The organism is Pseudomonas sp. F-14 TE3623, assembly GCF_053629015.1.
The window spans coordinates 3,043,922-3,069,247 of record NZ_JBRJHM010000001.1; the positions used below are offsets into that span (position 1 = coordinate 3,043,922).

The 25,326-nt window shown below is 57.4% G+C and carries 29 protein-coding genes and 1 tRNA gene; 21 read left to right on the plus strand and 9 right to left on the minus strand.

Going from position 1 to position 25,326, the window contains the following annotated elements:
- Positions 1-22: 22 nt before the first annotated feature.
- Positions 23-1,306 (minus strand): NAD(P)/FAD-dependent oxidoreductase, encoded by a 1,284-nt coding sequence (locus tag AB7M29_RS14035; RefSeq protein WP_217857926.1) that lies wholly within the window; start codon positions 1,304-1,306, stop codon positions 23-25.
- A 183-nt stretch (positions 1,307-1,489) separates the two neighbouring features.
- On the opposite strand from AB7M29_RS14035, the gene AB7M29_RS14040 reads away from it, so the two are divergent.
- From AB7M29_RS14040 to AB7M29_RS14050, 3 genes are all read left to right on the plus strand, one after another.
- Positions 1,490-1,566 (plus strand) — tRNA-Val (locus AB7M29_RS14040).
- Between the two features lie 463 nt (positions 1,567-2,029).
- The gene (locus AB7M29_RS14045) at positions 2,030-2,497 is read left to right on the plus strand and encodes an anti-virulence regulator CigR family protein (RefSeq protein WP_123356320.1); all 468 of its coding nucleotides are present in this window, start codon (positions 2,030-2,032) and stop codon (positions 2,495-2,497) included.
- A 177-nt stretch (positions 2,498-2,674) separates the two neighbouring features.
- Positions 2,675-3,160, plus strand: coding sequence for a hypothetical protein (locus AB7M29_RS14050; RefSeq protein WP_454247067.1), 486 nt, complete (start codon positions 2,675-2,677; stop codon positions 3,158-3,160).
- A gap of 54 nt (positions 3,161-3,214) precedes the next feature.
- Here the strand turns inward: AB7M29_RS14050 and AB7M29_RS14055 are convergent, their stop codons facing one another.
- Complete coding sequence (locus AB7M29_RS14055; RefSeq protein WP_454247068.1) at positions 3,215-4,429, minus strand: MFS transporter; 1,215 nt, start codon at positions 4,427-4,429, stop codon at positions 3,215-3,217.
- 112 nt (positions 4,430-4,541) lie between these two features.
- On the opposite strand from AB7M29_RS14055, the gene AB7M29_RS14060 reads away from it, so the two are divergent.
- Complete coding sequence (locus AB7M29_RS14060; protein WP_454247069.1) at positions 4,542-4,997, plus strand: DUF2214 family protein; 456 nt, start codon at positions 4,542-4,544, stop codon at positions 4,995-4,997.
- Positions 4,998-5,188: 191 nt separating this feature from the next.
- Here AB7M29_RS14060 and csrA read toward each other — a convergent pair whose 3' ends face one another.
- Complete coding sequence (csrA, locus tag AB7M29_RS14065; protein WP_007905913.1) at positions 5,189-5,383, minus strand: carbon storage regulator CsrA; 195 nt, start codon at positions 5,381-5,383, stop codon at positions 5,189-5,191.
- 248 nt (positions 5,384-5,631) lie between these two features.
- Here csrA and AB7M29_RS14070 point away from each other — a divergent pair, with 248 nt between their 5' ends.
- Positions 5,632-5,997 (plus strand): SPOR domain-containing protein, encoded by a 366-nt coding sequence (locus AB7M29_RS14070; RefSeq protein ID WP_123720990.1) that lies wholly within the window; start codon positions 5,632-5,634, stop codon positions 5,995-5,997.
- A gap of 73 nt (positions 5,998-6,070) precedes the next feature.
- Here the strand turns inward: AB7M29_RS14070 and AB7M29_RS14075 are convergent, their stop codons facing one another.
- The 3 genes from AB7M29_RS14075 to AB7M29_RS14085 form a co-directional block, all read right to left on the minus strand.
- Positions 6,071-6,760 carry an endonuclease gene (locus AB7M29_RS14075; protein WP_217857922.1) on the minus strand — a complete coding sequence of 230 codons (690 nt, stop codon included), beginning with the start codon at positions 6,758-6,760 and terminating at the stop codon, positions 6,071-6,073.
- A 4-nt stretch (positions 6,761-6,764) separates the two neighbouring features.
- Complete coding sequence (locus AB7M29_RS14080; protein WP_052965370.1) at positions 6,765-7,055, minus strand: DUF1654 domain-containing protein; 291 nt, start codon at positions 7,053-7,055, stop codon at positions 6,765-6,767.
- Positions 7,056-7,217: 162 nt separating this feature from the next.
- On the minus strand, positions 7,218-8,306 hold the full coding sequence (locus AB7M29_RS14085) for an asparaginase (protein WP_217857920.1): 1,089 nt from the start codon (positions 8,304-8,306) through the stop codon (positions 7,218-7,220).
- A gap of 336 nt (positions 8,307-8,642) precedes the next feature.
- Here AB7M29_RS14085 and AB7M29_RS14090 point away from each other — a divergent pair, with 336 nt between their 5' ends.
- The 8 genes from AB7M29_RS14090 to AB7M29_RS14125 all read left to right on the plus strand — a co-directional run bounded on the left by AB7M29_RS14090 (position 8,643) and on the right by AB7M29_RS14125 (position 16,260).
- Positions 8,643-9,095: a hypothetical protein gene (locus AB7M29_RS14090; RefSeq protein WP_454247070.1), complete on the plus strand. Its 453-nt coding sequence runs from the start codon at positions 8,643-8,645 to the stop codon at positions 9,093-9,095.
- Positions 9,096-9,274: 179 nt separating this feature from the next.
- Positions 9,275-10,231: a sugar ABC transporter substrate-binding protein gene (locus tag AB7M29_RS14095; RefSeq protein ID WP_123356334.1), complete on the plus strand. Its 957-nt coding sequence runs from the start codon at positions 9,275-9,277 to the stop codon at positions 10,229-10,231.
- A 55-nt stretch (positions 10,232-10,286) separates the two neighbouring features.
- A complete protein-coding gene (locus AB7M29_RS14100) occupies positions 10,287-11,840 on the plus strand; it encodes a sugar ABC transporter ATP-binding protein (protein WP_217857918.1) in 1,554 nt (517 codons plus the stop codon).
- Entirely contained in the window at positions 11,837-12,814 is a 978-nt protein-coding gene (locus AB7M29_RS14105) for an ABC transporter permease (protein WP_052965365.1), read from the plus strand. The genes AB7M29_RS14100 and AB7M29_RS14105 overlap by 4 nt, the downstream gene beginning before the upstream one ends.
- A gap of 3 nt (positions 12,815-12,817) precedes the next feature.
- Positions 12,818-13,837, plus strand: a complete 1,020-nt coding sequence (locus AB7M29_RS14110; RefSeq protein WP_052965364.1) for a LacI family DNA-binding transcriptional regulator — start codon at positions 12,818-12,820, stop codon at positions 13,835-13,837.
- Positions 13,838-13,879: 42 nt separating this feature from the next.
- A complete protein-coding gene (rbsK, locus tag AB7M29_RS14115; RefSeq protein ID WP_454247071.1) occupies positions 13,880-14,797 on the plus strand; it encodes a ribokinase in 918 nt (305 codons plus the stop codon).
- Positions 14,794-15,198 (plus strand): D-ribose pyranase, encoded by a 405-nt coding sequence (gene rbsD, locus AB7M29_RS14120; protein ID WP_217857916.1) that lies wholly within the window; start codon positions 14,794-14,796, stop codon positions 15,196-15,198. The genes rbsK and rbsD overlap by 4 nt, the downstream gene beginning before the upstream one ends.
- A gap of 33 nt (positions 15,199-15,231) precedes the next feature.
- Positions 15,232-16,260, plus strand: coding sequence for a nucleoside hydrolase (locus tag AB7M29_RS14125; RefSeq protein ID WP_052965361.1), 1,029 nt, complete (start codon positions 15,232-15,234; stop codon positions 16,258-16,260).
- Positions 16,261-16,298: 38 nt separating this feature from the next.
- On the opposite strand, the gene AB7M29_RS14130 is transcribed toward AB7M29_RS14125, so the two are convergent.
- The gene (locus AB7M29_RS14130) at positions 16,299-16,505 is read right to left on the minus strand and encodes a hypothetical protein (RefSeq protein ID WP_052965360.1); all 207 of its coding nucleotides are present in this window, start codon (positions 16,503-16,505) and stop codon (positions 16,299-16,301) included.
- Between the two features lie 132 nt (positions 16,506-16,637).
- Between AB7M29_RS14130 and AB7M29_RS14135 the strand changes: the two genes are divergently transcribed.
- Positions 16,638-16,943, plus strand: coding sequence for a hypothetical protein (locus tag AB7M29_RS14135; RefSeq protein ID WP_454247072.1), 306 nt, complete (start codon positions 16,638-16,640; stop codon positions 16,941-16,943).
- A gap of 164 nt (positions 16,944-17,107) precedes the next feature.
- Positions 17,108-17,425: an I78 family peptidase inhibitor gene (locus tag AB7M29_RS14140; protein ID WP_038980107.1), complete on the plus strand. Its 318-nt coding sequence runs from the start codon at positions 17,108-17,110 to the stop codon at positions 17,423-17,425.
- 72 nt (positions 17,426-17,497) lie between these two features.
- Here AB7M29_RS14140 and AB7M29_RS14145 read toward each other — a convergent pair whose 3' ends face one another.
- Both AB7M29_RS14145 and AB7M29_RS14150 read right to left on the minus strand, forming a co-directional pair.
- Positions 17,498-17,710, minus strand: coding sequence for a cold-shock protein (locus AB7M29_RS14145; RefSeq protein WP_007905882.1), 213 nt, complete (start codon positions 17,708-17,710; stop codon positions 17,498-17,500).
- 290 nt (positions 17,711-18,000) lie between these two features.
- On the minus strand, positions 18,001-18,303 hold the full coding sequence (locus AB7M29_RS14150; protein WP_217857915.1) for a hypothetical protein: 303 nt from the start codon (positions 18,301-18,303) through the stop codon (positions 18,001-18,003).
- Between the two features lie 374 nt (positions 18,304-18,677).
- Between AB7M29_RS14150 and thrS the strand changes: the two genes are divergently transcribed.
- The 6 genes from thrS to pheT all read left to right on the plus strand — a co-directional run bounded on the left by thrS (position 18,678) and on the right by pheT (position 25,325).
- Positions 18,678-20,600 carry a threonine--tRNA ligase gene (gene thrS / locus AB7M29_RS14155; protein ID WP_123498780.1) on the plus strand — a complete coding sequence of 641 codons (1,923 nt, stop codon included), beginning with the start codon at positions 18,678-18,680 and terminating at the stop codon, positions 20,598-20,600.
- On the plus strand, positions 20,600-21,151 hold the full coding sequence (gene infC, locus AB7M29_RS14160; RefSeq protein WP_172435341.1) for a translation initiation factor IF-3: 552 nt from the start codon (positions 20,600-20,602) through the stop codon (positions 21,149-21,151). The genes thrS and infC overlap by 1 nt, the downstream gene beginning before the upstream one ends.
- Before the next feature lie 60 nt (positions 21,152-21,211).
- Positions 21,212-21,406 carry a 50S ribosomal protein L35 gene (gene rpmI / locus AB7M29_RS14165; protein WP_002553160.1) on the plus strand — a complete coding sequence of 65 codons (195 nt, stop codon included), beginning with the start codon at positions 21,212-21,214 and terminating at the stop codon, positions 21,404-21,406.
- A 28-nt stretch (positions 21,407-21,434) separates the two neighbouring features.
- Complete coding sequence (gene rplT, locus AB7M29_RS14170) at positions 21,435-21,791, plus strand: 50S ribosomal protein L20 (RefSeq protein ID WP_007905879.1); 357 nt, start codon at positions 21,435-21,437, stop codon at positions 21,789-21,791.
- Positions 21,792-21,900: 109 nt separating this feature from the next.
- Positions 21,901-22,917: a phenylalanine--tRNA ligase subunit alpha gene (pheS, locus tag AB7M29_RS14175; RefSeq protein ID WP_007905876.1), complete on the plus strand. Its 1,017-nt coding sequence runs from the start codon at positions 21,901-21,903 to the stop codon at positions 22,915-22,917.
- 26 nt (positions 22,918-22,943) lie between these two features.
- Positions 22,944-25,325 carry a phenylalanine--tRNA ligase subunit beta gene (gene pheT, locus AB7M29_RS14180; RefSeq protein WP_454247073.1) on the plus strand — a complete coding sequence of 794 codons (2,382 nt, stop codon included), beginning with the start codon at positions 22,944-22,946 and terminating at the stop codon, positions 25,323-25,325.
- Position 25,326: the final 1 nt, after the last annotated feature.

Below are 25,326 nucleotides of genomic sequence, written 5' to 3' on the forward strand. Positions count from 1 at the left end.
GGCCCCTTTTCACCTCTATCGGTCAGTATCCGAACTTGTCCCGCAATCCGTAATACCAGGCGCCCAACGCAGCGAACGGTGTTCGCAGCAATTGTCCGCCGGGGAACGGGTAGTGGGGCAGGTCGGCAAAGGCGTCGAAGCGTTCGGCCTGACCGCGCAATGCTTCGGCCAGTACCTTGCCCGCCAGGTGCGTATACGTTACGCCATGGCCGCTGCAACCCTGGGAATAGTAGATGTTGTCGCCTAGCCGTCCGACCTGGGGAAGTCGCGATAGCGTCAGCAGGAAATTGCCGGTCCAGGCGTAATCGATTTTCACGTCCTTGAGCTGCGGGAAGGCCTTGAGCATCTTTGGTCGAATGATCGCCTCGATGTTCGCCGGATCGCGCGCGCCATAGACCACGCCGCCGCCGAAAATCAGGCGTTTGTCAGCGCTCAGGCGGTAGTAGTCGAGCAGGTAGTTACAGTCTTCGACGCAGTAGTCCTGAGGCAACAGGCGCTTGGCCAATTCATCGCCCAAGGGCTCGGTGGCGATCACTTGAGTCCCGCAGGGCATCGACTTGGCTGCCAGCTCCGGCACCAGATTGCCGATGTAAGCGTTGCCGGCGACGATGATGAATTTGGCCCTGACCTTGCCCTGAGGCGTATGCACCACCGGATTGGCGCCGCGCTCGATGCGCACCGCTGGCGACTGCTCGTGGATGATGCCGCCCAGCGACTCCACGGCGGCTGCCTCGCCCAAGACAAGGTTGAGCGGATGAATATGCCCGCCGCTCATATCGAGCATGCCGCCGACGTATTGATCGCAAGCCACCACTTCACGGATGCGTCGCTGATCCAATAGCTCAAGTTGCGTGTGACCGAAGCGCTCCCAAAGGCGCTTTTGGGATTCCAGATGGCCCATCTGCTTGGCGGTAATGGCGGCGAACACACCGCCGTCCTTCAGGTCGCACTGGATGTTGTATTTGGCCACCCGCTCACGAATGATCCGTCCACCCTCGAACGCCATTTGCCCCAGCAGCTGAGCTTGCTTGGGGCCGACACTGCGCTCGATCACATCGATATCACGGCTGTAGCTGTTTACGATCTGGCCACCGTTGCGCCCCGATGCGCCAAAACCCACTTTGGCCGCTTCCAGGACCGTTACCCGAAAACCGTTCTCCAGCAGAAACAGGGCAGAGGACAGGCCGGTATAACCAGCACCGATGACACAGACATCAGTCTCTACATCATCCTGCAAGGCCGGGCGCGGCGGCGCTCCATTAGCCGATGCGGCGTAATAGGACTCTGGGTAGGGAGTGTTCGCCATCCTGCAGCCTCTGTTTAATATATTTTACGAGTGCATCGATCCTACCCGAGTTAAAAAACGACCGCCAGCCAGCGGAAAATCTTCTTTGCCGCAGCAAAATTAAATATTTTGCATATTCATAGGGTTAGGTGAAAAAAAGGTGTTGACACCCCTCCGGAATTCCGTAGAATGCCGCCTCACAGCAGGCACGTAGCTCAGTTGGTTAGAGCACCACCTTGACATGGTGGGGGTCGTTGGTTCGAGTCCAATCGCGCCTACCAAACAAAATCCGCTCTGCTGGGCGGTCTGGAAGGGCTCACCGAAAGGTGGGCCCTTTTTTGTTGTCTGTGTCCCGTCCTGAATAAGGTTTACACCTTCTGATCTGTTTTTCAGGAGGTGTAAACCTTATTCAGGACGGGACAGGGTGATATCTGGATTGTTACGGTGATTTCAGTCACGTCGCTATTGCTCCTTGAACCGATAGTGGTTTGGTACTTGTTTCATGAGGCGCCGGGACGTGGCGCACTCATCGGGCTTTGCCTGGGGGCTTTAGGCATGCTCTCAACCGTAGTGCTGTAGTTGTTTCATCTGGCCCAGCTATCAACTGACTGGGCCAGTTCTACTCTCCGTTCGTTCGATTTTCCCGTATGGCCCTGTCGCCACCTCCATTGCACACGTTTTCTGAACTAACACAGCCATAACCGTCTACATTGCAGGGGGCATCCCCTTTCTGAGAGAACGGATATGTTTAGATCTCGCTCGTTGATTGCCGCTATGACGTGTCTTGCCTTGGCGTCCGGTTCAATGACTGCATTGGCCGACCCGGGAAACGGGAAGGGCCAGGGAAGCGGCAAGGGAAATCCACAAAACATCCAGGACCATGGCAACGCCAGCCATGGAAACAAAGGCAAAGGTTCAGGGGGTGACGATTGGAGTCACGGCCCGAGCATCAATCACGGAAGTGTTCTTGGAGTCGTGGGTGGTTATCGCGACTACTGGAGCCCCGGGCCGGCGTTGCCACCCGGCATTCAAAAAAACCTCGCTCGCGGAAAACCGCTACCGCCGGGGATCGCCAAAAAGCTCGATGGCCGATTGCTCGGCAGGCTTCCGCATTACGATGGCTACGAGTGGCGGCAGGCTGGCACTGACTTGATACTGGTGGCCATCGCTACCGGGATCATCTACGAGGTTCTCAATGGCGCATTCGATTGAAGTGAAACGACAAACTCCAATCGCGCCCTCGCTGCATAACGATCAGTAAAACTACGGGAAGCAATGTGCATTGTTCGATAACTGCACATTGCCTGCCCGTTGGTCGTTGACCTTTGAACTGTGTGGGGCCGAAACGGTCAATTACTTCGTGCGATATCAACCTCACGGAACCCACCCATGTTATTAAAAAACAAGAGTTTTGCAGCTGTCATGTCATGCGTGATGATGCTTGCAGCCGCCCCATTATTGCCCGCTGATCTGTCCATCATGAGCTCCGCCTACGCGAAGGGTGGTGGTGGTGGTGGTGGTGGTGGTGGTGGTGGTGGTGGTGGTGGTAACGGCGGTGGCAATGGCGGCGGTAACGGTGGCGGCGGTGGGCACAGTGGTTCCGGCCACTCCGGCGGCGTCAGCAATGGCCACGGCAATGGCTTGAGCAGCGATCACGCAGGCAAGGCCGTTCGGGACCGAGGCGCCAGTGGCAATCACTACGGTAGCGATCGAAACGATGATAACGGCCATGGTTCGGTGACGTCGGGCATCGCGAATTCCAAGGACACGCGAGGGGTGACGAAGGCCTCTGCCATTTCGACCTCTACGCCTGGCGATCACAATGCTAAAGGACTAAGCAACGCTCGCACTTCGACTTCAAAAAGAACGGATTAAGTCCAAGACTCTAAAAGCCGGGTATCCATCAGGAACCCGGCTTTTTTGTGCCCGCTATTTGCCAATTGAATCGGGCACTGAGACAGCAGGTGCATTGCTCGCCCTGGCGAAAAACACCACACCTGCCCCGATCAAGCCGGTGATCACCGCCAGCAGCAGAATGACTTTCTGTGCTCCCAGAGGGGCGGCCAACAAGGCGATCAGCAATCCGGCCAATGGTTGAGAAAGATTGTTCAGCAAGGTAATGACGCCCACGGTCTTGCCGAAGTCCTTGGGTGGAATCACCCGCTGGCGGGTGCTGCGTATGTATACGTTGAACATCTTGTCGAAACCGACGATCAGCAGGAAGCCGATGACATACACCCAAGCGTTCGAACTGAAGGCAGTGATCAGAGCGCCGGTGGCAATCATCGTATAGGAAACGACTCCCAGTACTCTCAACGGTAGGGTCACCCGCGCCAGGAAGAACAGAATGACGATGGTGGTCACTGCCCCTGCGGCTTGCAGCCCTGCATAAAAGTCTTTGCTGGCACTGTATTGGCCGATCACCATGGCTGCTGATGTGGCCAGGGTTATGCCGATGATCAGGTTCACGCCCACCGCCAGGCTGATCACCTTCTGCAGTTCCACCAGGTCGCGAATATGCCCGAATGCAATGCGCAGCGGTTGCAGCCAGATGTCTTGATGTTGCTCGAACGACTCCAGAGTGATCGAATTGCTGCGTTGCCAGATCAGCATCGCCAGATCAGCCAGCAGAAACAGTCCGGCAATCCCCAGCACCACCCAGTGCCACGCCCAGACTTCCAGCATCAGCGCCGCGACCAGTGGGCCGAGCACCAGCCCGGTCTGATCGGCGATCTGCGAATAGGAGAGGGTCTTGGTGTAGGTGTATTGCTTGAAAATGTAGGGCATGACCACTTCGCGGGCCATGATGCCCTGGGTGGTCAGCACGCCGCACAGCACGGACAGAATCACGATCCAGTAGATGCCATCAAACATGCCATACAGTGCCACGGCTGCGACGCAGGCCGCTGCGCGGTAGACCTGACTGATGTGCAGGATACTAATGGGCGGAAATTTGTCGCACAGTGCACCGCATACCGGAAATGCCAGAAAGCGCGGCAACGACTCGGCAAAAAAAGCCAGGCCTGCCAAAGACACACTGTTGGTGGTCTGAAAGACAATCAGCGGGACGATGAACAGCAAGATCTGGTCAGCCAGCCGGGACAGGAACAGCGAGATAAAGAAAGCCAGGTAATCCTTGCGCATAGTGACTCCATGTCGATGGCGATGTATAAGCGGGGCCGCGTGCGTGGGCAAATCTCCGCCGATGAACTACTACTGTAGGGCTATTTCAACTTCGTCTATAAGGAGTATGTCGATGCTGGCTCACTGGTTTCTGGCGGCGATTCACCTGTTGGCCTTTGCGCTGGGCTTCTGGGCGGTACTGACTCGCGGCACGGCTTTACGTCGTCTGACTGCCGGTGCAGGAGAGGCGCGCAGCGTTTTGGTGGCGGATAATCTGTGGGGGATCTCTGCAGTCATTCTCTTGATCACGGGTGGGATGCGAGCCTTTGGCGGATATGAAAAAGGCACTGATTACTATCTTCACCAACCGCTGTTTCATCTCAAAATGACGCTCTTCGTCCTTATCCTGTTGCTTGAAATTGCGCCGATGGTGACGCTGATCAAATGGCGGATTGCGCAGGGGCGTGGGGCGGCTATCGATACCGGGCGCGCAACGCTGTTTGCCCGTATCAGTCATATCGAAGCGCTGCTGTTGGTGCTGATGGTCGTAGCTGCCACGGGCATGGCGCGTGGGGTAACGTTTGGTTAGCCGGGAAGGAGGAAGCTCTTTCTCGCTGCAAATCCGAAACGTCTGACAGTCATGGCATGAGATGGGCGGTAGTATCGGCTCCACGTTGCGACGGTATTGTAAAGAGGCTGGGCAGAGGGCGATGCGGTGCTTGAATCTTTAGCCAGCCGTTATTCGAGGCAGAATGGGCTGGCTACTGACCACTGCAGGATTCAGGGTGTTTGCGGTTTGTCTGGGGCGGTCAGGCCGGCCTGAATGCGTTGATAGATTTCTTCGCGATGCACCGCAACGTCTTTCGGGGCGTTGATGCCAATCCTGACTTGCTGGCCGCTAACGCCCAGAATGGTGATCGTTATGTTGTCACCGATGTTTATGCTTTCACCGACTTTGCGGGTGAGTATCAGCATGGTTTTCTCCTTGATTGCTTGTGGGGCACCTGATTCGGACAGTGCAGAGGTCGGTATAGGTATAGATTAGTGCGAAGTCTCGCAGTTTGGGTGCCTCTTTCTGACGCGCAGATGCTGCATTAATTCCCAAGGCGTAACTATACAGAGGCCGCAACCATCATTCTCGTTGTTTTGCGCCCATTTTGCGGCGCTCGAACAGGATCCATGAGTGTTAAAATCGCCGCTTTCAGCATCCAGAGGGAAGCGTTGTGCGCAAAATGGCCTTGGTAATCGCAGTATTGACGTTGGCCGGGTGCGATGAGGGTAAGGGGGTTGACGCGCAAAAGCCGCAACCGACAGTCGCTTCCGCACCCGCGGCGACAACCGGTCCGCAATGGGACGTCGAGGTACGCGGCGAAACGCCCCAGGCGGTCAGCGACCTGAGCGGCTGGTTGATTGAGCATAGCTTCGTTTCCAGCGTCATCAGGGAGAACGGAAAGGTTCGTATCCTGATAGGGCCGTTCAATTCGAAAACCGAGGCAGAAGCCAAGCAAGCTGAGGTGACGGCAGCGCTTACCCGGGCAAAGAAAAGGAATATCGAGTCGCTGGTGGTCGAACATCCGACGGCTCAATAAGCAAAAACAGCGGTTAGAAACGAACAAAGGCCTGGGGTGTAATGCCCCAGGCCTTTGTGTTTTCAGCGGTCGGTCAGCCGCAGGCTTTCATGTCTACCGGGCCGACAAACTCGTTGCCGCGCCCCATCACGCACGCCACGCTCTGGTTGCGCTGACGTTCCCAGGCCTGTACCGGATAGGTCTTGTTCCAGGCTTCATACAGTTGCCGATCCTGTTTTGACAGGCGCAAGCCGTACTGCTTGCTCATGTAGAAGTAAGTCCGGGCGATCATGCCGCGAATGGAAGGGCGGGGCATGACCTTCTTCTGCTTGAAGTCGACCTGTGTCAGGCACGAACCGTATTGACCGGTTTGCACCGGCAGCCAGCCGAAGCTGAAGTTGCTGCGATCGCCATTCACCTCGCCGATGCTTGGCACCAGATTGTGCAGATCGGCCTCGGCTTTCTGATAGGTCGGATCGTACCGCGTGCAGTTCTTGCGACCGCCTTGTTGCCAGCATTCGCGCTGATGGCCGATCTGCCAGGCCGGGACAATGTGCTCCCACTCTATGCGCGAGGCGCGTTTGGCATTTTTACGCGGCACATAACCGCAGGCAGCAAGGTCTATACGGTTGCCGGTGTATTTGCAGCCGCAATAAAACTCGGTGGATTGCGGCGCGTACAACTTCCACGCAACTTTCTTGGCTTCGTTGAAGGTGCGTGGGGCGCCAGCCTGGGCGCCGAGGGTGATGCACAGAAGCAGTAAAGCAAACCAGCGGACACTCATTGACTCAATCTTCCTTCGGCACAACCCAGAAAATCTGTACACCACCATCGTCGCGATGGGCGAGGGTGACGTTGTCGTTCTCGTCGATTTCTTCAAGCAAGCGTTCCCACTCATCCATGGGTTCGTCCGGAAGACGGAAGATCAGCGCAGCTTTGGCTTTCTGGGCGGTGGGGGAATTGATGATTTTCTGAACGCGCATACCCAGGCGTTCATAGGCGTCAGGAGAGGCAGAGGGAGTGGCCACGGAATTATCCTTATTAAGCTGTACGTGCATACAGTATTTAACTGTAAGCATTTTCGCAACTGCTTAAAATTCAAGAAAATCCTCTGACAGTAGTTTTTTCCGTTTGGTGTAGGACGATGGTGATTTTTTTGTCGGAAAGGTCGTGAACCACTCACCAAGGCTGGCGAGTGGTGACAGCGGTGCCCGACCCGGAACAGGTCGGGCGAGGGTAGATCAGTATTCCCAGAACATCCGTTGCAGCTCTTTGCTGTCGTTGGTCTTGGTCAACGCGACCATGGCCAGGATGCGGGCTTTTTGCGGATTCAGGTCGTGAGCCACAACCCAGTCGTACTTGTCGTCAGGCTGTTCGGCGTTACGCAGTACGAAACCACCGGCGTTGACGTGGGAAGAACGAATGATGTGTACGCCGTCCTTGCGCAGGGCTTGCAGGGCGGGAACCACGCGAGACGAGACCGAGCCATTGCCGGTGCCGGCATGGATGATGGCTTTTGCGCCTGATTGAGCCAGGGCTTTGTAGGCGGTGTCGCTGACGTTGCCGTAGGAGTAGGCGATTTCGACGTCAGGCAGGCTCTTGATGGTTTTGATATCGAATTCCGAATCCATGGTGTGGCGCTTGGCTGGCAAACGGAACCAGTAGGATTTGCCTTCGACCACCATCCCCAATGGGCCCCAGGCACTTTTGAACGCCTCGGTCTTGATGTTGATCATTTTGCTGACGTCGCGACCCGACTGAATTTCATCGTTCATGGTCACCAGTACGCCTTTGCCGCGCGCGTCTTTGCTGCTGGCCACGGCGACGGCGTTGTACAGGTTCAGCATGCCGTCGGCCGACATGGCGGTACCAGGGCGCATGGAGCCGACGACGATGATCGGCTTGTCGGTTTTTTCTACCAGATTGAGGAAGTAAGCGGTTTCTTCCAGGGTGTCGGTGCCGTGGGTGATGACAATGCCATCGACGTCATTGCTGTCGGCCAGCTCAGCCACCCGACGGCCCAATTGCAGCAGGTTGTCGTTGGTGATGCTTTCGGACGCGATCTGCATGACCTGTTCGCCGCGAACGTTGGCCAATTGGCTCAGTTCTGGAACCCCTGCGATCAACTGTTCGATACCGACTTTCGCCGCTTGATAGGTGGCGCTGTTCGCGGCGCTGGCTCCCGCGCCAGCAATGGTGCCGCCGGTGGCCAGTATCACCACGTTCGCCAGTTTCTGTTGAGTTTCGACTTCTTTTGCCTGAAGGGCGGACGGAAGGAGTAGCAGGAGGGCCAAAGCGCCCGGAATAAAAGTGTTGAAGGCAGATTTCATTATTGTTTTCTCTCGTAGTGAAACGTTGCGGATGCAGGTTCATCTAGACACGGCCCCAAGCAGATCTGAACGCTGGGGGTGTAGGAGAAGAGCAGGATCTGTACCAGCCTGATAATCAACAATAAGATCTTTTAACCTGATGATTCTTATATGAATTATTGAAACGTCTGGAAAAGTATTCGGACTTGGTCGTCCGGGTTTCCGAACATGTGCAGCTTTTACGTTCGGCTCTCCGACCTTCATTGAGAAAGTCGCCTTGCAAAATCTGAAATCAGTGCTAAAGAAACCCTGGCGCAGGTCGATGCTCCTTTAAAGGGATCTTTTCCAGGAGTTCACATGTCGTTTACTGTCGGTTTTCCAAATGCAGCCGCAATCACTATCGCGGGCAAGTCCCCTGCGACCATCAATGCCTTGAGTGAAGCGACGTCCGACGCCTCGGCCCAAGCGCTGGGCAAAGAGGAGGGGAGCGACAACCAGGTCAGAACCGGTGGCGCTGCGCAGACTCAGGGCGAAAGCAAATCCGAAAAAAGCGGCGGTCAAAGTATTGCGGTGCAGGTTTTGCTCAAGCGCATGCAGGAACTACAGCAGCAACTGCGCGAACAGCAGCAACAACTGGCGGCCGCTCAGGCAGCGAATTATCCGACTCCGGAAGCCAAAGCCACCGCTGTCATGTCTATTCAGGGGCAAATCGCCGATACCAGCGGTGCGCTCGCGCAAGTGACAGGCAATCTGGTTAAAGAGCTGGCCAAGGGTTCCATGAGTGGCAATCTGGTCAGCACCATGGCGTGATGCAAAAGGGTTGGCTTTTGCCAATCGAGACACAAAACAGATCGTTGACAAATTTCGACAGGGTTCGCATAGTTCGGTCTACGCAAACGTTTGCGCGGTCGCCCTAGATGGCTTGATCCCGTAAGGGCAGGGTCTAGCGCAAGCGTTGCTCAGAATAATCATAAGATCGGAGTGAACCCATGAAGCTGCCATTCGCTGGACGTCTTCTCGCTGTCGCAATGCTGGCTGCGGCATCCGCCGCTTTGCCCGTGTCTTCGGCTTTCGCCGAAACCCCTGAAAAACCTAAAGTCGCGCTGGTCATGAAATCCCTGGCCAACGAATTCTTCCTGACCATGGAAGACGGCGCCAAGGCTTACCAGAAAGACCACTCCGGCGACTTCGAGCTGATCTCCAACGGCATCAAGGACGAAACGGACACGGCCGGCCAGACGCGCATCGTCGAGCAAATGATTTTGTCCAAGGTCAACGCATTGGTCATCGCTCCGGCAGATTCCAAGGCCATGGTTCCGGTCATCAAAAAAGCGGTCGATGCCGGCATCACCGTGATCAACATCGATAACCAGCTGGACCCGGCGGTGGTCAAAAGCAAAAACATCACCGTTCCGTTCGTAGGCCCGGACAACCGCAAAGGCGCGCGTCTGGTGGGTGAGTACCTGGCCAAACAGCTGAAGGCCGGTGACGAAGTCGGCATCATCGAAGGCGTTTCCACTACCACCAATGCCCAGCAGCGTACGGCAGGCTTCAAGGATGCGATGGAAGCGGCGCAGATCAAAGTCGTGTCCCTGCAGTCCGGCGATTGGGAAATCGACAAGGGCGGCAAGGTTGCCTCATCGATGCTCAGCGAATACCCGAACATCAAGGCCCTGTTGGCCGGCAACGACAGCATGGCGGTTGGCGCAGTATCTGCCGTACGCGCGGCGGGCAAGGCCGGCAAGGTGCAAGTGGTTGGTTACGACAACATCAACGCCATCAAGCCAATGCTCAAGGATGGCCGCGTCCTGGCCACCGCCGACCAGTTTGCTGCCCGGCAAGCGGTGTTCGGCATCGAGACGGCGCTGAAAATCATCAAAGGCGAGACAGTCGATAGCGGCGTCAACGGCGTCATCGAAACTCCGGTAGAGCTGGTTACCAAGTAGTCCTTCTGGCGACACAACGGTGCTCGCCTCTTGGGGCGAGCACATGGAGAGTTTTATGTCTGTTTGCGCCCCGAACGCTGTCCTCTCGGTCAGCGGTATCGGTAAGACCTATGCCCAACCCGTCCTCACTGGTATCGACCTGACGCTGATGCGCGGCGAAGTGCTGGCGCTGACCGGCGAGAACGGCGCCGGTAAAAGCACGCTGTCGAAAATCATTGGCGGACTGGTCACGCCGACCACCGGCCAGATGCAATTCCAGGGGCAGGATTACCGTCCCGGCAGCCGAAGCCAGGCCGAAGAGCTGGGCATCCGCATGGTCATGCAAGAACTCAATCTGTTGCCGACGTTGTCGGTGGCGGAAAACCTGTTTCTCGACAACCTGCCCAGCCACGGTGGCTGGATCAGCCGTAAGCAGCTGCGCAAGGCGGCGATCGAGGCCATGGCCCAGGTCGGATTGGACGCCATCGATCCAGATACGTTGGTCGGCGAACTGGGGATCGGCCATCAGCAGATGGTGGAGATCGCCCGCAACCTGATCGGCGATTGCCACGTGCTGATCCTCGACGAGCCGACAGCGATGCTGACGGCCCGTGAAGTCGAAATGCTGTTCGAGCAGATCACTCGTCTGCAGGCGCGTGGCGTGTCGATCATCTACATTTCCCACCGCCTCGAAGAACTGGCAAGGGTGGCCCAGCGCATTGCGGTATTGCGCGACGGCAACCTGGTCTGTGTCGAGCCGATGGCCAATTACAACAGCGAGCAACTGGTCACCCTGATGGTCGGCCGTGAATTGGGTGAGCACATCGACATGGGGCCGCGCAAGATCGGCGCGCCGGCCTTGACGGTCAAAGGGCTGACCCGTTCCGATAAGGTTCGCGATGTGTCCTTCCAGGTGCGCGCCGGCGAAATTTTCGGGATTTCCGGTTTGATCGGGGCAGGGCGCACCGAGTTACTGCGCCTGATCTTCGGCGCGGATACAGCCGACAGCGGCACCGTCGCGCTGGGGGCGTCGGCTCAGGTGGTGAATATTCGTTCGCCGGCCGACGCGGTCGGTCACGGCATCGCGCTGATCACCGAAGACCGTAAAGGCGAAGGCCTGCTGCTGACGCAATCAATCAGCGCCAACATTGCCTTGGGCAATATGCCGGTGATTTCCAGCGGTGGCTTCGTCAATAACGGTGACGAGATGTCTCTGGCCCAGCGTCAGATCAACGCCATGCGGATTCGCAGTTCCAGCCCGACGCAATTGGTCTCGGAATTGTCCGGCGGCAATCAGCAGAAAGTCGTGATCGGCCGTTGGCTCGAGCGCGATTGCACGGTGATGCTGTTCGATGAGCCGACCCGGGGCATCGACGTCGGCGCCAAGTTCGATATCTACGCATTACTCGGTGAGTTGACCCGTCAGGGCAAAGCGCTGGTAGTGGTCTCCAGCGATCTGCGCGAACTGATGCTGATCTGCGATCGCATCGGTGTGTTGTCGGCAGGGCGTCTGATCGACACTTTCGAGCGTGACAGCTGGACCCAGGATGATTTGCTTGCCGCCGCTTTCGCCGGCTACCAAAAACGTGATGCGTTGCTCAACGAAGCAGCGCCTAGGGATCTTCCATGAATACTGCATCTTTGGCCGGCAAACGTAGTGGCAATTTTTACGGCCTCGGCACTTATCTGGGCCTGGCCGGTGCCTTGCTGGCGATGGTCGCGCTGTTCTCGGTCCTGAGCAGCCACTTCCTGTCTTACGACACCTTCAGCACCCTGGCCAACCAGATTCCCGACTTGATGGTGCTGGCGGTCGGCATGACCTTCGTATTGATCATCGGCGGTATCGACTTGTCAGTGGGGTCGGTGCTGGCGCTCGCGGCCTCCGCGGTCAGCGTGGCGATTCTCGGTTGGGGCTGGAGCGTCTTGCCTTCGGCCTTGCTCGGCATGGCGGTAGCGGCATTGGCCGGGACTATCACCGGCTCGATCACCGTGGCGTGGCGGATTCCGTCGTTCATCGTGTCCCTCGGCGTGTTGGAAATGGCGCGGGGCCTGGCGTATCAGATGACCGGTTCGCGCACTGCCTATATCGGTGATGCCTTCGCCTGGCTGTCCAACCCGATCGCGTTCGGCATCTCGCCGTCATTCATCATCGCTTTGCTGATTATCTTCATCGCCCAGGCCGTGCTGACGCGTACGGTGTTCGGTCGTTACCTGATCGGCATTGGTACCAACGAAGAGGCAGTGCGTCTGGCGGGGATCAATCCGAAGCCCTACAAGATCCTGGTCTTCAGCCTGATGGGGCTGCTGGCCGGTATCGCTGCGTTGTTTCAGATTTCGCGCCTGGAAGCGGCGGATCCGAACGCCGGCTCCGGTCTGGAGCTGCAAGTGATTGCCGCGGTCGTGATCGGCGGCACCAGCCTGATGGGCGGGCGCGGCTCGGTTATCAGCACATTCTTCGGCGTCCTGATTATCTCCGTACTGGCGGCCGGTCTGGCGCAGATCGGCGCGACCGAACCCACCAAACGCATCATCACCGGCGCGGTGATCGTGGTGGCGGTGGTGCTTGATACTTATCGCAGTCAGCGCGCAAGCCGGCGGACCTGAGTCATGGCAACAATCAAGGATGTAGCGGCACTCGCGGGTATTTCCTACACCACGGTTTCCCATGTGGTGAACAAGACGCGGCCGGTCAGTGAGGAAGTACGGATCAAGGTCGAGGCGGCGATCAAAAGTCTCGACTACGTGCCCAGTGCGGTGGCGCGGTCATTGAAAGCGAAAACCACCGCGACCATCGGCCTGCTGGTGCCCAACAGCCTCAACCCGTACTTCGCCGAGTTGGCCCGTGGCATCGAGGATTACTGCGAGCGCAACGGCTATTGCGTCATCCTCTGCAACTCCGACGACAACCCGGACAAGCAACGCAGCTACCTTCGCGTGTTGCTGGAAAAACGCATTGACGGCTTGATCGTTGCGTCTGCCGGTGGTGACAGCGGCCTGGCCGAAGGTCTGGCGGGTGTGCGTACGCCAATGGTGATCGTCGACCGTGGGCTCGAAGGTCTCGATGCCGATCTGGTGCGCATCGATCACGAATACGGTGCCTATCTGGCGACCCGGCACTTGTTGGATCTGGGGCATCGGGACATCGCCACGATTGGTGGGCCGGCGAGTACCAGCGTGGCGCAGATGCGTCTGGCCGGTTATTGCCGTGCCTTGAAAGAGGCGGGTGTCGAAGTGCCGCGCGAGCGCATGCTGGAGAGCGACTTCACCAGCACGGGCGGTTACAACGCCGCCGCGATCCTGTTGGAAAAGAACCCACCCAGCGCGATCTTCGCCGGTAACGACATGATTGGCATCGGTGTGTTGCGCGCCGCTGCCGAGCGCAATATCCGTGTGCCCACCGAGCTGTCGGTGATCGGCTTCGACGATATCCAGATGAGCCGATACGTCTATCCGGCGCTGACCACCGTGGGCCAGTCGATCTTGCAGCTTGGCGAGATGGCGGCCGAAGTGCTGTTGCGCAGGATCGCCACGCCGGCTCTGGCGACCGATCAGCGCATCGTGACCCCCAGTATTGTCTTGCGAGAATCGACTGCGCCGCTGGCTAGTGTGTTCGCCCAATTCCGCTGAAACCAAAAGCACCGCAGAAACAGAATTGACGAGTAGTGATGTATGCCAGCAAAAGTAGTGGTAATAGGCAGCCTGAACATGGACCTGGTAACCCGGGCGCCACGGCTGCCCCGTGGTGGTGAAACGCTGATCGGCCAATCGTTTGCCACGGTTTCCGGCGGCAAGGGCGCGAACCAGGCCGTGGCCGCGGCGCGGCTGGGGGCGCAGGTATCGATGGTCGGTTGTGTCGGCAGCGACGCCTATGGCGAAGCGCTGCGCGGGGCTCTGTTGGCCGAGCAGATCGATTGCCAGGCGGTCAGTACGGTCGAGGATTCCAGCGGCGTGGCGTTGATCGTGGTCGATGACAACAGTCAGAACGCGATCGTGATTGTTGCCGGTGCCAACGGTGCGCTGACGCCCGAAGTGATCGACCGTTTCGACGCGGTGTTACAAGCGGCGGATGTCATCATCTGTCAGCTGGAAGTACCGGATGCCACGGTCGGCCATGCTCTGAAGCGCGGTCATGAGCTGGGTAAAACCGTGATTCTCAATCCGGCGCCGGCCAGCTGCCCGCTGCCGGCGGATTGGTATGCGGCCATCGATTACCTGATCCCCAACGAAAGCGAAGCCTCGGCCCTCAGCGGTTTGCCGGTGGACTCCCTGAGCACCGCCGAAACCGCCGCGGCCCGTTTGATCGCCATGGGCGCTGGCAAAGTGATCATCACCCTGGGTTCTCAAGGATCACTGTTCGCCGATGGCAAACGCTTCGAGCATTTCCCGGCACCGAAAGTGAAGGCGGTCGACACCACCGCAGCCGGCGACACGTTCGTCGGTGGTTTCGCAGCAGCCTTGGCGGCCGGCAAAAGCGAGGTCGAGGCGATCCGCTTCGGCCAAGTCGCCGCAGCGCTGTCGGTTACCCGGGCTGGCGCGCAACCTTCGATTCCTACCTTGTCCGACGTACAGGCCTTTAAAGCACCATGAAAAAGACTCCTTTGCTCAACGTCGCGCTGTCGCGGCTGATTGCCTCCCTTGGCCATGGCGACGCGGTCGTGATCGGCGATGCCGGCCTGCCGGTTCCACCCGGCGTTGAATTGATCGACCTGGCCTTGACCCACGGGATTCCGGATTTCGTCAGTACCTTGAAGGTCGTGCTGAGCGAAATGCAGGTCGAAAGCCATGTGCTGGCCCATGAGATTCTGGACAAGAAACCGTCGGCCTTGAGCGCGCTGGATGAACTGAATGCCGAAGGTGCGCTGGGCCGACGTGAGTTGCTCAGTCATGACCAATTCAAAGTACTCAGCCGACAGGCACGGGCGATTATTCGTACAGGCGAATGTCAGCCGTACTGCAACATCGTCCTGGTGGCTGGAGTAACGTTTTAACTTTCCGTTCTTCCCACGCACAAGGAGTGCGCTATGCACCGCTATGCTCAGAAACTGCACCACCTGCTCCGGAGTCTGCTGCTTTTGTCCCTGATTACCGCAACAAGCGCCCAAGCGGCGGAGAAGATCGACCTGATCATCGACACTGATCCAGGTGCCGATGACGTGGTCGCCTTGCTGTTCGCCCTGGCATCGCCGGAAGAGTTGAATATTCGTGCGCTGACCACCGTTGCTGGCAACGTGCGTCTGGACAAGACCTCGCGTAATGCACGTCTGGCGCGCGAGTGGGCGGGGCGCGAGGAGGTGCCTGTTTACGCGGGAGCACCGAAACCGCTGATGCGCACGCCGATCTATGCCGAGAACATCCACGGCAAGGAAGGTTTGTCGGGTGTCACGGTGCACGAGCCGAAGAAAGGCCTGGCCGAAGGCAATGCGGTCAACTATCTGATCGATACCCTGAAGTCCGCCAAGCCCCACAGCATCACCATCGCCATGCTCGGTCCACAAACCAACCTGGCCCTGGCGCTGATCCAGGAGCCTGAAATCGTTCAGGGCATCAAGGAAGTGGTGATCATGGGCGGTGCGCACTTCAACGGCGGCAACATCACCCCGGTGGCCGAATTCAATCTGTTCGCCGACCCTCAGGCGGCGGAAGTAGTGCTGAAAAGTGGCGTCAAGCTGACCTACTTGCCGCTGGACGTGACCCACAAGATCCTGACCAGTGAAGCGCGCCTGAAGCAGATCGCCGCCCTGAACAACAATGCCAGCAAACTGGTGGGCGATATTCTCAACGAGTACGTCAAAGGTGACATGGAGCACTACGGCATTCCGGGTGGCCCGGTGCATGACGCCACAGTCATCGCTTACCTGCTCAAGCCAGAGCTGTTCACCGGGCGTTCGGTCAACGTAGTGGTTGATAGCCGCGAAGGGCCGACCTTCGGCCAGACCATTGTCGACTGGTATGACGGCCTGAAGGCCCCGAAAAATGCCTTCTGGGTTGAAAGCGGCGACGCTCAGGGCTTCTTCGACCTGTTGACCCAGCGTCTGGCTCGTTTGAAGTAAGTCACAGGCCCGCAGGTGCCGGCCTGCGGGTTTTTACGCTACTCGGTCTCTGTTGCCCCAATATAGTCGGCGGGGTACTTCTCGAGAACCTGTTTGATGAATGTCTGGGCGGCTTGCGTCCCCAGTTCCTTGACCAGCAAATCGATACCAATGATCGCCAACTCTTCCGGGCTACCCGGGCTGTAAGAGCTGTGGCCCTGTGGCCACTTGGCTTTGATGTCGGCGTCGATACTTACGGTGGTCATGATGGCGCTCGTGAAGTCGGGAAAGTCTGAGTGTCGAGTTAACCATTTTGCGGGACGTTTGGCACTCCGACTTAGGCATGAGGGGAGGGCTATGCGACACTTGGTCTTTGACGATTTTTCAAGGACCGTGCTGTGCAGATCGATTTGAACACTCCTGACGGCTTGACCCTGGAAGCGGTGCGTCAGCTACTGGCCTCTGCCAATGATGATGAACACACTCAGTTGCGGGTCACCAAGGGCGGCATCGCCTACATTTCGTCGGGTATTGTGGGCGGCACGGACATCGACGGGTTGCTGTTTCGCCTGGAGACCTGGGCCAAGGGTTCCGGTTATGTCGGATTGGTAGCAGCCAGCGACGAGGTCTGGGTCATGCAGATTTTCAATGCGCTCAAGCAAAATTGGCCGAAACCGCCTTTCGACTACATCGACGTCTATTGAGCTCTGTTCATATTCAGTCATGATTGAGGGATGAACGGCGCACCGATGCTCAGGCACACTCGCCGCTGCCCGGATCGAGGGCGGGGCGATAGCGCCACTCTGAAACCAAACGCCAAAATGGCGGTCGCACGATCTCAGCTTAATTATTGAAAAAAGGAGGCTTCATGCCTTGGAAGCTCGCGTCATTGGGTACTTTGTTGGCCGCCACCCTGCTGGCCGGTTGCAGCAGTACGTCCACCGAGTCGGCAAAGGACCCTGTGGCGACCGACACCGGCCACAGCCGTTGTGAAGCAAAGGCTGCCGAATTCACCATTGGCAAAAAGGCTTCGCCCCAATTGCTGGAGCAGGCACGTACCCGTGCAGGCGCGCAGAATGCCCGGTTCCTCAAGCCTGATGACATGGTGACCTTGGAGTACCGCTCCGATCGCCTGAACCTGAACACCGACAACAACCTGGTGGTCACTCGCGTCAACTGCGGCTGATTGCTTCAGGTTTTTGTTACGCCCATAAAAAACCCCGTCACATGGACGGGGTTTTTTTAGTGCGGCAGAAAATTACTCTGCGCGGACTTGTGCAGCTTGCATACCCTTTTGGCCTTTCTCAGCCACGAAGGAAACGGTCTGGCCTTCTTTCAGGCTTTTGAAACCGTCGCTTTCGATAGCTTTGAAGTGTACGAACAGGTCGTCACCGCCACCTTGAGGAGTGATGAAGCCGAAGCCTTTTTCATCGTTGAACCATTTAACGGTGCCGGTTTGGCGATTAGACATGGTGTATCTCCAAGAAACATATATTTTCAGTAGTACTGTGCTGCTCAGGCCAACTGGGCACACCGGACTATCATAGTCGAAATGTTCGCTTTGGGAGCCCCCTGGGTGTGCTGTTTGCCCTACAGTCACGTTTGCTTTGTTGCTTCGTGTGGCTGAAAGCCCCGGTTTAAAAGGCTTTCAGTCGAAAGTTAAGACAAGAAAAAAAGCTGAAAAACCTGAAAAATTTGTACGAAAAAGCTCAATTTCATCACTTTTTATCGGCAGTGAGCCGAGTTAAAAGGACTTTTTTCTCACTTTTTCGCCGGTGCATCGGCCTTGCATTTAGCTATCTGACCCAGCGCTTTCTGTTGCAGTTCCGGGCTGGCCTTGTTATCCATCAGGGCCTGAATGTCGCCAGCCGGGTACGATTTGATCGCGTCGGCACCGCAAGCGCAGTGAGACTTTGCAGCTGCAGCGCCGATCTGCGGAGTGGCCGCCTGAGTGCACTGAGCCATGTATTTCTCGCGCTCGCCCTTTGGCCAGTCGGCATGGGCAGCCAGCGGCAGCAACAGGACGACGGGTGCGACGATGGCGAATAAACGATTCAGACGCATGCTGAGATGCTCCTTTTGGGTCAATGTCTTGTTATCTGAGGGGTAAAGCATGGTTCAAGTTCAGCACTCTGGCATAAAAATGCCTGATTTGCCCCCGCAGAAAACCTTGCCGCCGCGATGACCGTTCATCTGTGCTAGCATGCTTCGCTCGGGCGTTTGCAGGCTCCGGATGACCTTCAGTCCCGGCAGCGGCAGCGGCTCGAATAACCCTGATTTGAATCCCAGTCACTCTGGTTCGGTTTTCCGGTTGGCCGCAAGGCTCCTGCCGCTGTAAGGCAGGCGTTCGTTATTGAATGGCCTGGATCGGATCTTGTACTGGCTCATCCCAACCCACGTGACCTTTGGTAGGGGTCACCACTAGGAGAGGAGGCGCCATGCCAACTATTACTCTTCCCGACGGCAGTCAACGTTCATTCGATCACCCGGTTTCCGTAGCCGAGGTCGCCGCATCCATTGGTGCAGGTCTGGCCAAAGCCACCGTGGCCGGCAAGGTCGATGGCAAGCTGGTCGACGCCAGCGACATCATCGACAGCGATTCCTCGCTGCAAATCATTACGCCAAAGGATGAAGAGGGGCTGGAGATCATTCGCCACTCTTGCGCCCACCTGGTTGGCCATGCGGTCAAGCAGTTGTACCCGACGGCCAAGATGGTCATCGGTCCGGTCATCGACGAAGGCTTCTATTACGATATCGCCTTCGAGCGTCCTTTCACGCCGGATGACCTGGCCGCCATCGAACAGCGCATGCAACAGCTGATCGAGAAAGATTACGACGTGATCAAGAAAGTCACTCCGCGCGCCGAAGTGATCGAAGTGTTCAAGGCCCGCGGCGAAGACTACAAGCTGCGCCTGGTCGAAGACATGCCGAACGAGCAGGCCATGGGCCTGTACTATCACGAAGAATACGTCGACATGTGCCGCGGTCCGCACGTGCCGAACACGCGCTTCCTGAAATCCTTCAAGCTGACCAAGCTGTCCGGCGCCTACTGGCGTGGCGATGCCAAGAACGAGCAATTGCAGCGCGTTTACGGCACCGCATGGGCGGACAAGAAGCAACTGGCGGCTTACATCCAGCGCATCGAAGAAGCCGAGAAGCGCGATCACCGCAAGATCGGCAAGCGTCTGGGCCTGTTCCACACCCAGGAAGAGTCGCCGGGCATGGTGTTCTGGCACCCGAACGGCTGGACTCTGTATCAGGTGCTCGAGCAGTACATGCGCAAGGTTCAGCGCGACAACGGCTATCTGGAGATCAAAACTCCACAAGTCGTTGACCGCAGCCTGTGGGAGAAATCCGGGCACTGGGCCAACTACGCCGACAACATGTTTACCACTCAGTCGGAAAACCGCGACTACGCCATCAAGCCGATGAACTGCCCGTGCCACGTGCAGGTGTTCAATCAGGGCCTGAAAAGCTACCGCGAACTGCCGATGCGTCTGGCCGAGTTCGGTGCCTGCCACCGTAACGAGCCGTCGGGTGCACTGCACGGCATCATGCGCGTGCGCGCCTTCACTCAGGACGATGCGCACATCTTCTGTACTGAAGAGCAGATGCAGGCCGAATCCGCTGCGTTCATCAAGCTGACCATGGACGTGTATGCCGACTTCGGCTTCAAAGACGTCGAGATGAAGCTGTCCACTCGTCCGGAAAAACGCGTCGGTTCCGACGAGCTGTGGGATCGCGCCGAAGCTGCACTGGCTGCAGCCCTTGATAGTGCTGGCTTGCCGTACGATCTGCAGCCGGGCGAGGGTGCATTCTACGGTCCGAAAATCGAGTTCTCGCTGAAAGATTGCCTCGGCCGCGTCTGGCAATGTGGTACCCTTCAGCTCGATTTTAACCTGCCTGTCCGTCTGGGAGCCGAATACGTCTCCGAAGACAACAGTCGCAAGCACCCGGTTATGTTGCACCGGGCGATCCTGGGTTCGTTCGAACGTTTCGTCGGAATCCTGATCGAGCACTACGAGGGTGCATTCCCCGCGTGGCTGGCTCCGACCCAGGCAGTGATCATGAATATCACTGATAAACAGGCTGATTTTGCCGCTGAGGTTGAAAAAACCCTCAATGAAAGCGGATTTCGTGCCAAGTCTGACTTGAGAAATGAAAAGATCGGCTTTAAAATCCGCGAGCATACTTTGCTCAAGGTTCCCTATCTCTTGGTTATCGGAGATCGGGAAGTCGAGATGCAGACTGTCGCTGTGCGTACTCGTGAAGGTGCTGACCTGGGCTCGATGCCCGTCGCCCAGTTCGCTGAGTTTCTCGCGCAAGCGGTTTCCCGGCGTGGTCGCCCAGATTCGGAGTAATTATTATTAAGCGTGAAATGAGACAAGATAAACGAGCTGCACCGAAAGCCCCGATCAACGAGAATATCTCGGCACGCGAGGTTCGGTTAATTGGAGCTGAAGGTGAACAGCTTGGGATTGTGTCAATTGAAGACGCGCTTCTTAAGGCTGAAGAGGCCAAACTGGATTTGGTGGAAATTTCCGCCGATGCAGTACCCCCTGTTTGCAAACTGATGGACTACGGCAAATCGATCTTCGAGAAGAAGAAGCAGATTGCCGCGGCCAAGAAAAACCAGAAGCAGATTCAGGTTAAAGAAATCAAGTTTCGTCCAGGGACGGAGGAAGGGGATTACCAGGTAAAACTGCGCAACCTGGTACGTTTCCTGAGTGATGGGGACAGGGCCAAGGTATCCTTGCGATTCCGCGGCCGTGAGATGGCCCACCAGGAGCTGGGGATGGAACTCCTCAAGCGAGTTGAAGGTGACTTGCTCGAGTACGGTTCGGTCGAACAGCATCCTAAGATGGAAGGACGCCAGCTGATCATGGTCATCGCCCCGAAAAAGAAGAAGTAATCAATAGGGCACGGCAGGCCTTCTGATTATGTTTATCAACTGAATGCGGAGTATCCGAACATGCCAAAAATGAAAACTAAAAGTGGTGCTGCTAAGCGGTTTTTGAAAACTGCTAACGGTATCAAGCACAAGCACGCTTTCAAGAGCCACATCCTGACTAAAATGTCGACCAAGCGTAAGCGTCAACTGCGCGGTAGCAGCTTGCTGCATCCGTCTGACGTGGCAAAAGTCGAGCGCATGCTGCGCCTTCGTTAATTTTAGTCAAGAATAGAGGAAGTAACTCATGGCTCGTGTAAAGCGTGGCGTCATTGCCCGTAAACGTCACAAAAAAATTCTGAAACTTGCTAAAGGCTACTACGGCGCTCGCTCGCGCGTATTCCGTGTTGCCAAGCAAGCGGTAATCAAGGCAGGCCAATACGCCTACCGTGACCGTCGTCAGAAAAAACGTCAGTTCCGCGCTCTGTGGATCGCTCGTATCAACGCTGGTGCACGTATCAACGGTCTGTCCTACAGCCGTTTCATCGCCGGCCTGAAAAAAGCGTCCATCGAGATCGACCGCAAGGTTCTGGCTGATCTGGCAGTGAACGAAAAAGCGGCGTTTGCTGCGATTGTCGAGAAAGCTAAAGCCACCTTGGCTTAAGTACCCCCGACAGTCACCCGGCCTCACCTCTGTGGGGTCAGGTGTTAAACGTCATAAATAGGGGAAGAGCCTTCAAGCTCTTCCCCTATTTTGTATCTGGAGTCTGTACATGGAAAACCTGGATGCGCTCGTCTCTCAAGCACTAGAGGCTGTGCAAAGCGCTGAAGATATCAATGCCCTGGAGCAAATCCGGGTTCACTACCTTGGCAAAAAGGGCGAATTGACTCAGGTGATGAAGACCCTGGGGAATTTGCCGGCAGAAGAGCGTCCGCAAGTCGGCGCGCTGATCAACGTTGCCAAGGAGCGTGTCACAGAGGTTCTCAATGCCCGCAAGGCACTGTTTGAAGAGGCCGACCTGGCCGCCAAACTGTCCGCCGAGTCCATTGACGTGACCCTGCCTGGCCGCGGTCAGACCTCCGGTGGTCTGCATCCGGTTACTCGCACTCTGGAACGTATCGAACAATTCTTCACCCACATCGGCTACGGCATCGCCGAAGGCCCTGAGGTCGAAGACGATTACCACAACTTCGAAGCGCTCAACATCCCAGGCCATCACCCGGCCCGGTCGATGCATGACACCTTCTATTTCAATGCCAATATGTTGCTGCGCACCCATACCTCTCCGGTACAGGTCCGCACCATGGAATCGAAACAACCGCCGATCCGCATCGTCTGCCCAGGCCGTGTGTACCGTAGCGACTCCGATATCACTCACTCCCCGATGTTCCACCAGGTCGAAGGCCTGCTGGTCGACCGCGATATCAATTTCGCCGACCTGAAAGGCACCATCGAAGAGTTCCTGCGCGTGTTCTTCGAAAAAGAACTGGCCGTGCGTTTCCGTCCTTCGTACTTCCCGTTCACCGAGCCATCCGCTGAAGTCGACATGGAATGCGTGATGTGCAGCGGTAAAGGCTGCCGCGTCTGCAAGCAGACTGGCTGGCTGGAAGTGATGGGCTGCGGCATGGTTCACCCGAATGTGCTGCGCATGTCCGGGATCGACCCGGAAGAGTTTTCGGGCTTTGCCTTCGGCATGGGCGTTGAGCGTCTGGCCATGCTGCGTTACGGCGTGAACGACTTGCGTCTGTTCTTCGACAACGACTTGCGGTTCCTCGCGCAATTTCGCTAGTCGTAACGAATTCTTAGGAGAGCAGGATGAAATTCAGTGAACAATGGCTGCGTGGCTGGGTAAGCCCGCAGGTAAGTCGCGACGAGCTGGTTGCTCGTCTGTCGATGGCCGGTCTTGAGGTCGATAGCGTTACGCCGGCCGCCGGTGAATTCAGTGGCGTGGTCGTGGGCGAGGTGCTGAGCACCGAGCAACACCCGGACGCCGACAAGTTGCGTGTTTGCCAGGTCAGCAATGGCTCGGAGACCTTCCAGGTAGTGTGCGGTGCGCCAAACGTGCGCTCCGGCCTGAAGATCCCGTTTGCCATGATCGGTGCCGAACTGCCGGGCGACTTCAAAATCAAGAAAGCCAAGCTGCGTGGCGTTGAATCCAACGGCATGCTGTGCTCCCAGGCTGAGCTGCAAATCGGCGAAGGCAACGATGGCCTGATGGAATTGCCGGTCGATGCGCCAGTCGGTCAGGACATTCGTGAGTACCTGAGCCTCGACGACGCCAGCATCGAGGTCGACCTGACCCCGAACCGCGGCGACTGCCTGTCCCTGGCCGGTCTGGCCCGCGAAGTCGGCGCGCTTTATGCCGCCCCAGTCGTGCGCCCGGCGATTGCCAGCGTTCCGGCCGTGCACGACGAAGTGCGTTCGGTTGAAGTACTGGCACCGGCCGCGTGCCCGCGTTACCTGGGTCGTGTGATCCGCAACGTCGACCTGTCCAAGCCTACGCCGCTGTGGATGGTCGAGCGTCTGCGTCGTGCCGACGTGCGCAGCATCGACGCCGCCGTCGACATCACCAACTACGTGATGCTGGAACTGGGTCAACCGCTGCACGCGTTCGATCTCGCCGAAATCAATGGCGGCATCCGCGTACGCATGGCCGAAGAAGGCGAGAAGCTGGTTCTGCTTGATGGTCAGGAAGTCAGCTTGCGTAGCGATACGCTGGTGATTGCAGACCACACCCGTGCCTTGGCTATCGCCGGCGTCATGGGTGGCGAGCACAGCGGTGTCAACACCGCGACCACTCGCGATATTTTCCTGGAAAGCGCGTTCTTCGACCAGATTGCTGTCGCTGGCAAGGCTCGTTCCTACGGCCTGCACACCGATGCCTCGCACCGCTACGAGCGTGGCGTGGACTGGCAGCTGGCCCGTGAAGCCATGGAGCGTGCCACTGGCCTGCTGCTGGACATCACCGGCGGCGAAGCGGGTCCGATCATCGAGACCGTCAGCGAGCAACACCTGCCGTCGATCGCGCCGATCACCCTGCGTGCCCAGCGCATCACCCAGATGCTGGGCATGGAGATGGATTCGGCCGAAGTCGAGCGTCTGCTCAGCGCATTGGGCCTGGCCATTTCCGCCGATGGGGCAGGGCAGTGGCGCGTTGAAGTGCCAAGCTTCCGTTTCGATATCAGCCTGGAAGTCGACCTGATCGAAGAACTGGCCCGTCTGTACGGTTACAACCGTCTGCCGGTTCGCTACCCGCAAGCCCGTCTGGCGCCGCAAGCCAAGGCCGAAGCGCGGAGCGATCTGCCTGAACTGCGTCGCCTGCTGGTGGCTCGTGGTTATCAGGAAGCGATCACTTACAGCTTCATCGATCCGAAACAATTCGAGTTGTTTAATCCAGGTGTCGAGCCTCTGCTGCTGGCCAACCCGATTTCCAACGACATGGCTGCCATGCGTTCGTCCCTGTGGCCTGGTCTGGTCAAGGCGCTTCAGCACAACCTGAACCGTCAACAAGATCGCGTCCGCCTGTTCGAAAGCGGCCTGCGCTTCGTTGGTCAGCTGGAAGGCCTGAAGCAAGAGCCGATGCTCGCTGGTGTGGTATGCGGTAGCCGTCTGCCGGAAGGCTGGGCGCAAGGTCGCGATGTCGTCGATTTCTTCGACGTCAAAGCTGATGTGGAAGCAGTACTGGGCTTCGCCGGTGCACTGGATTCGTTCACTTTCGTGCCGGGCAAACACCCTGCGTTGCACCCGGGTCAAACCGCGCGCATCGAACGTGAAGGCCGTTTGGTAGGTTTCGTTGGCGCGATTCACCCTGAATTGTCGAAAACCCTCGGTCTCGACCGTCCGGTCTTCGTATTCGAGCTGGTTCTGGCCGAAGTGGCGTTGGGCAAAATGCCTGAATTCCAGGAGTTATCGCGCTTTCCTGAAGTGCGTCGTGACCTTGCACTGCTGGCGGATAAAGACGTTGCGGCCACCGCTGTACTGGACGTAATCCGTGAAAATGCAGGCGAATGGCTCACAGACCTCAGGCTATTTGACGTGTATCAGGGTAAAGGCATTGATCCTGATAGAAAAAGCCTTGCAGTTGGCTTGACCTGGCAGCATCCATCGCGCACTCTTAATGATGATGAGGTGAATACCACGACGCAAAACATCCTCACCTCGCTCGAACAAAGGTTGAACGCCACGTTAAGGAAGTGAC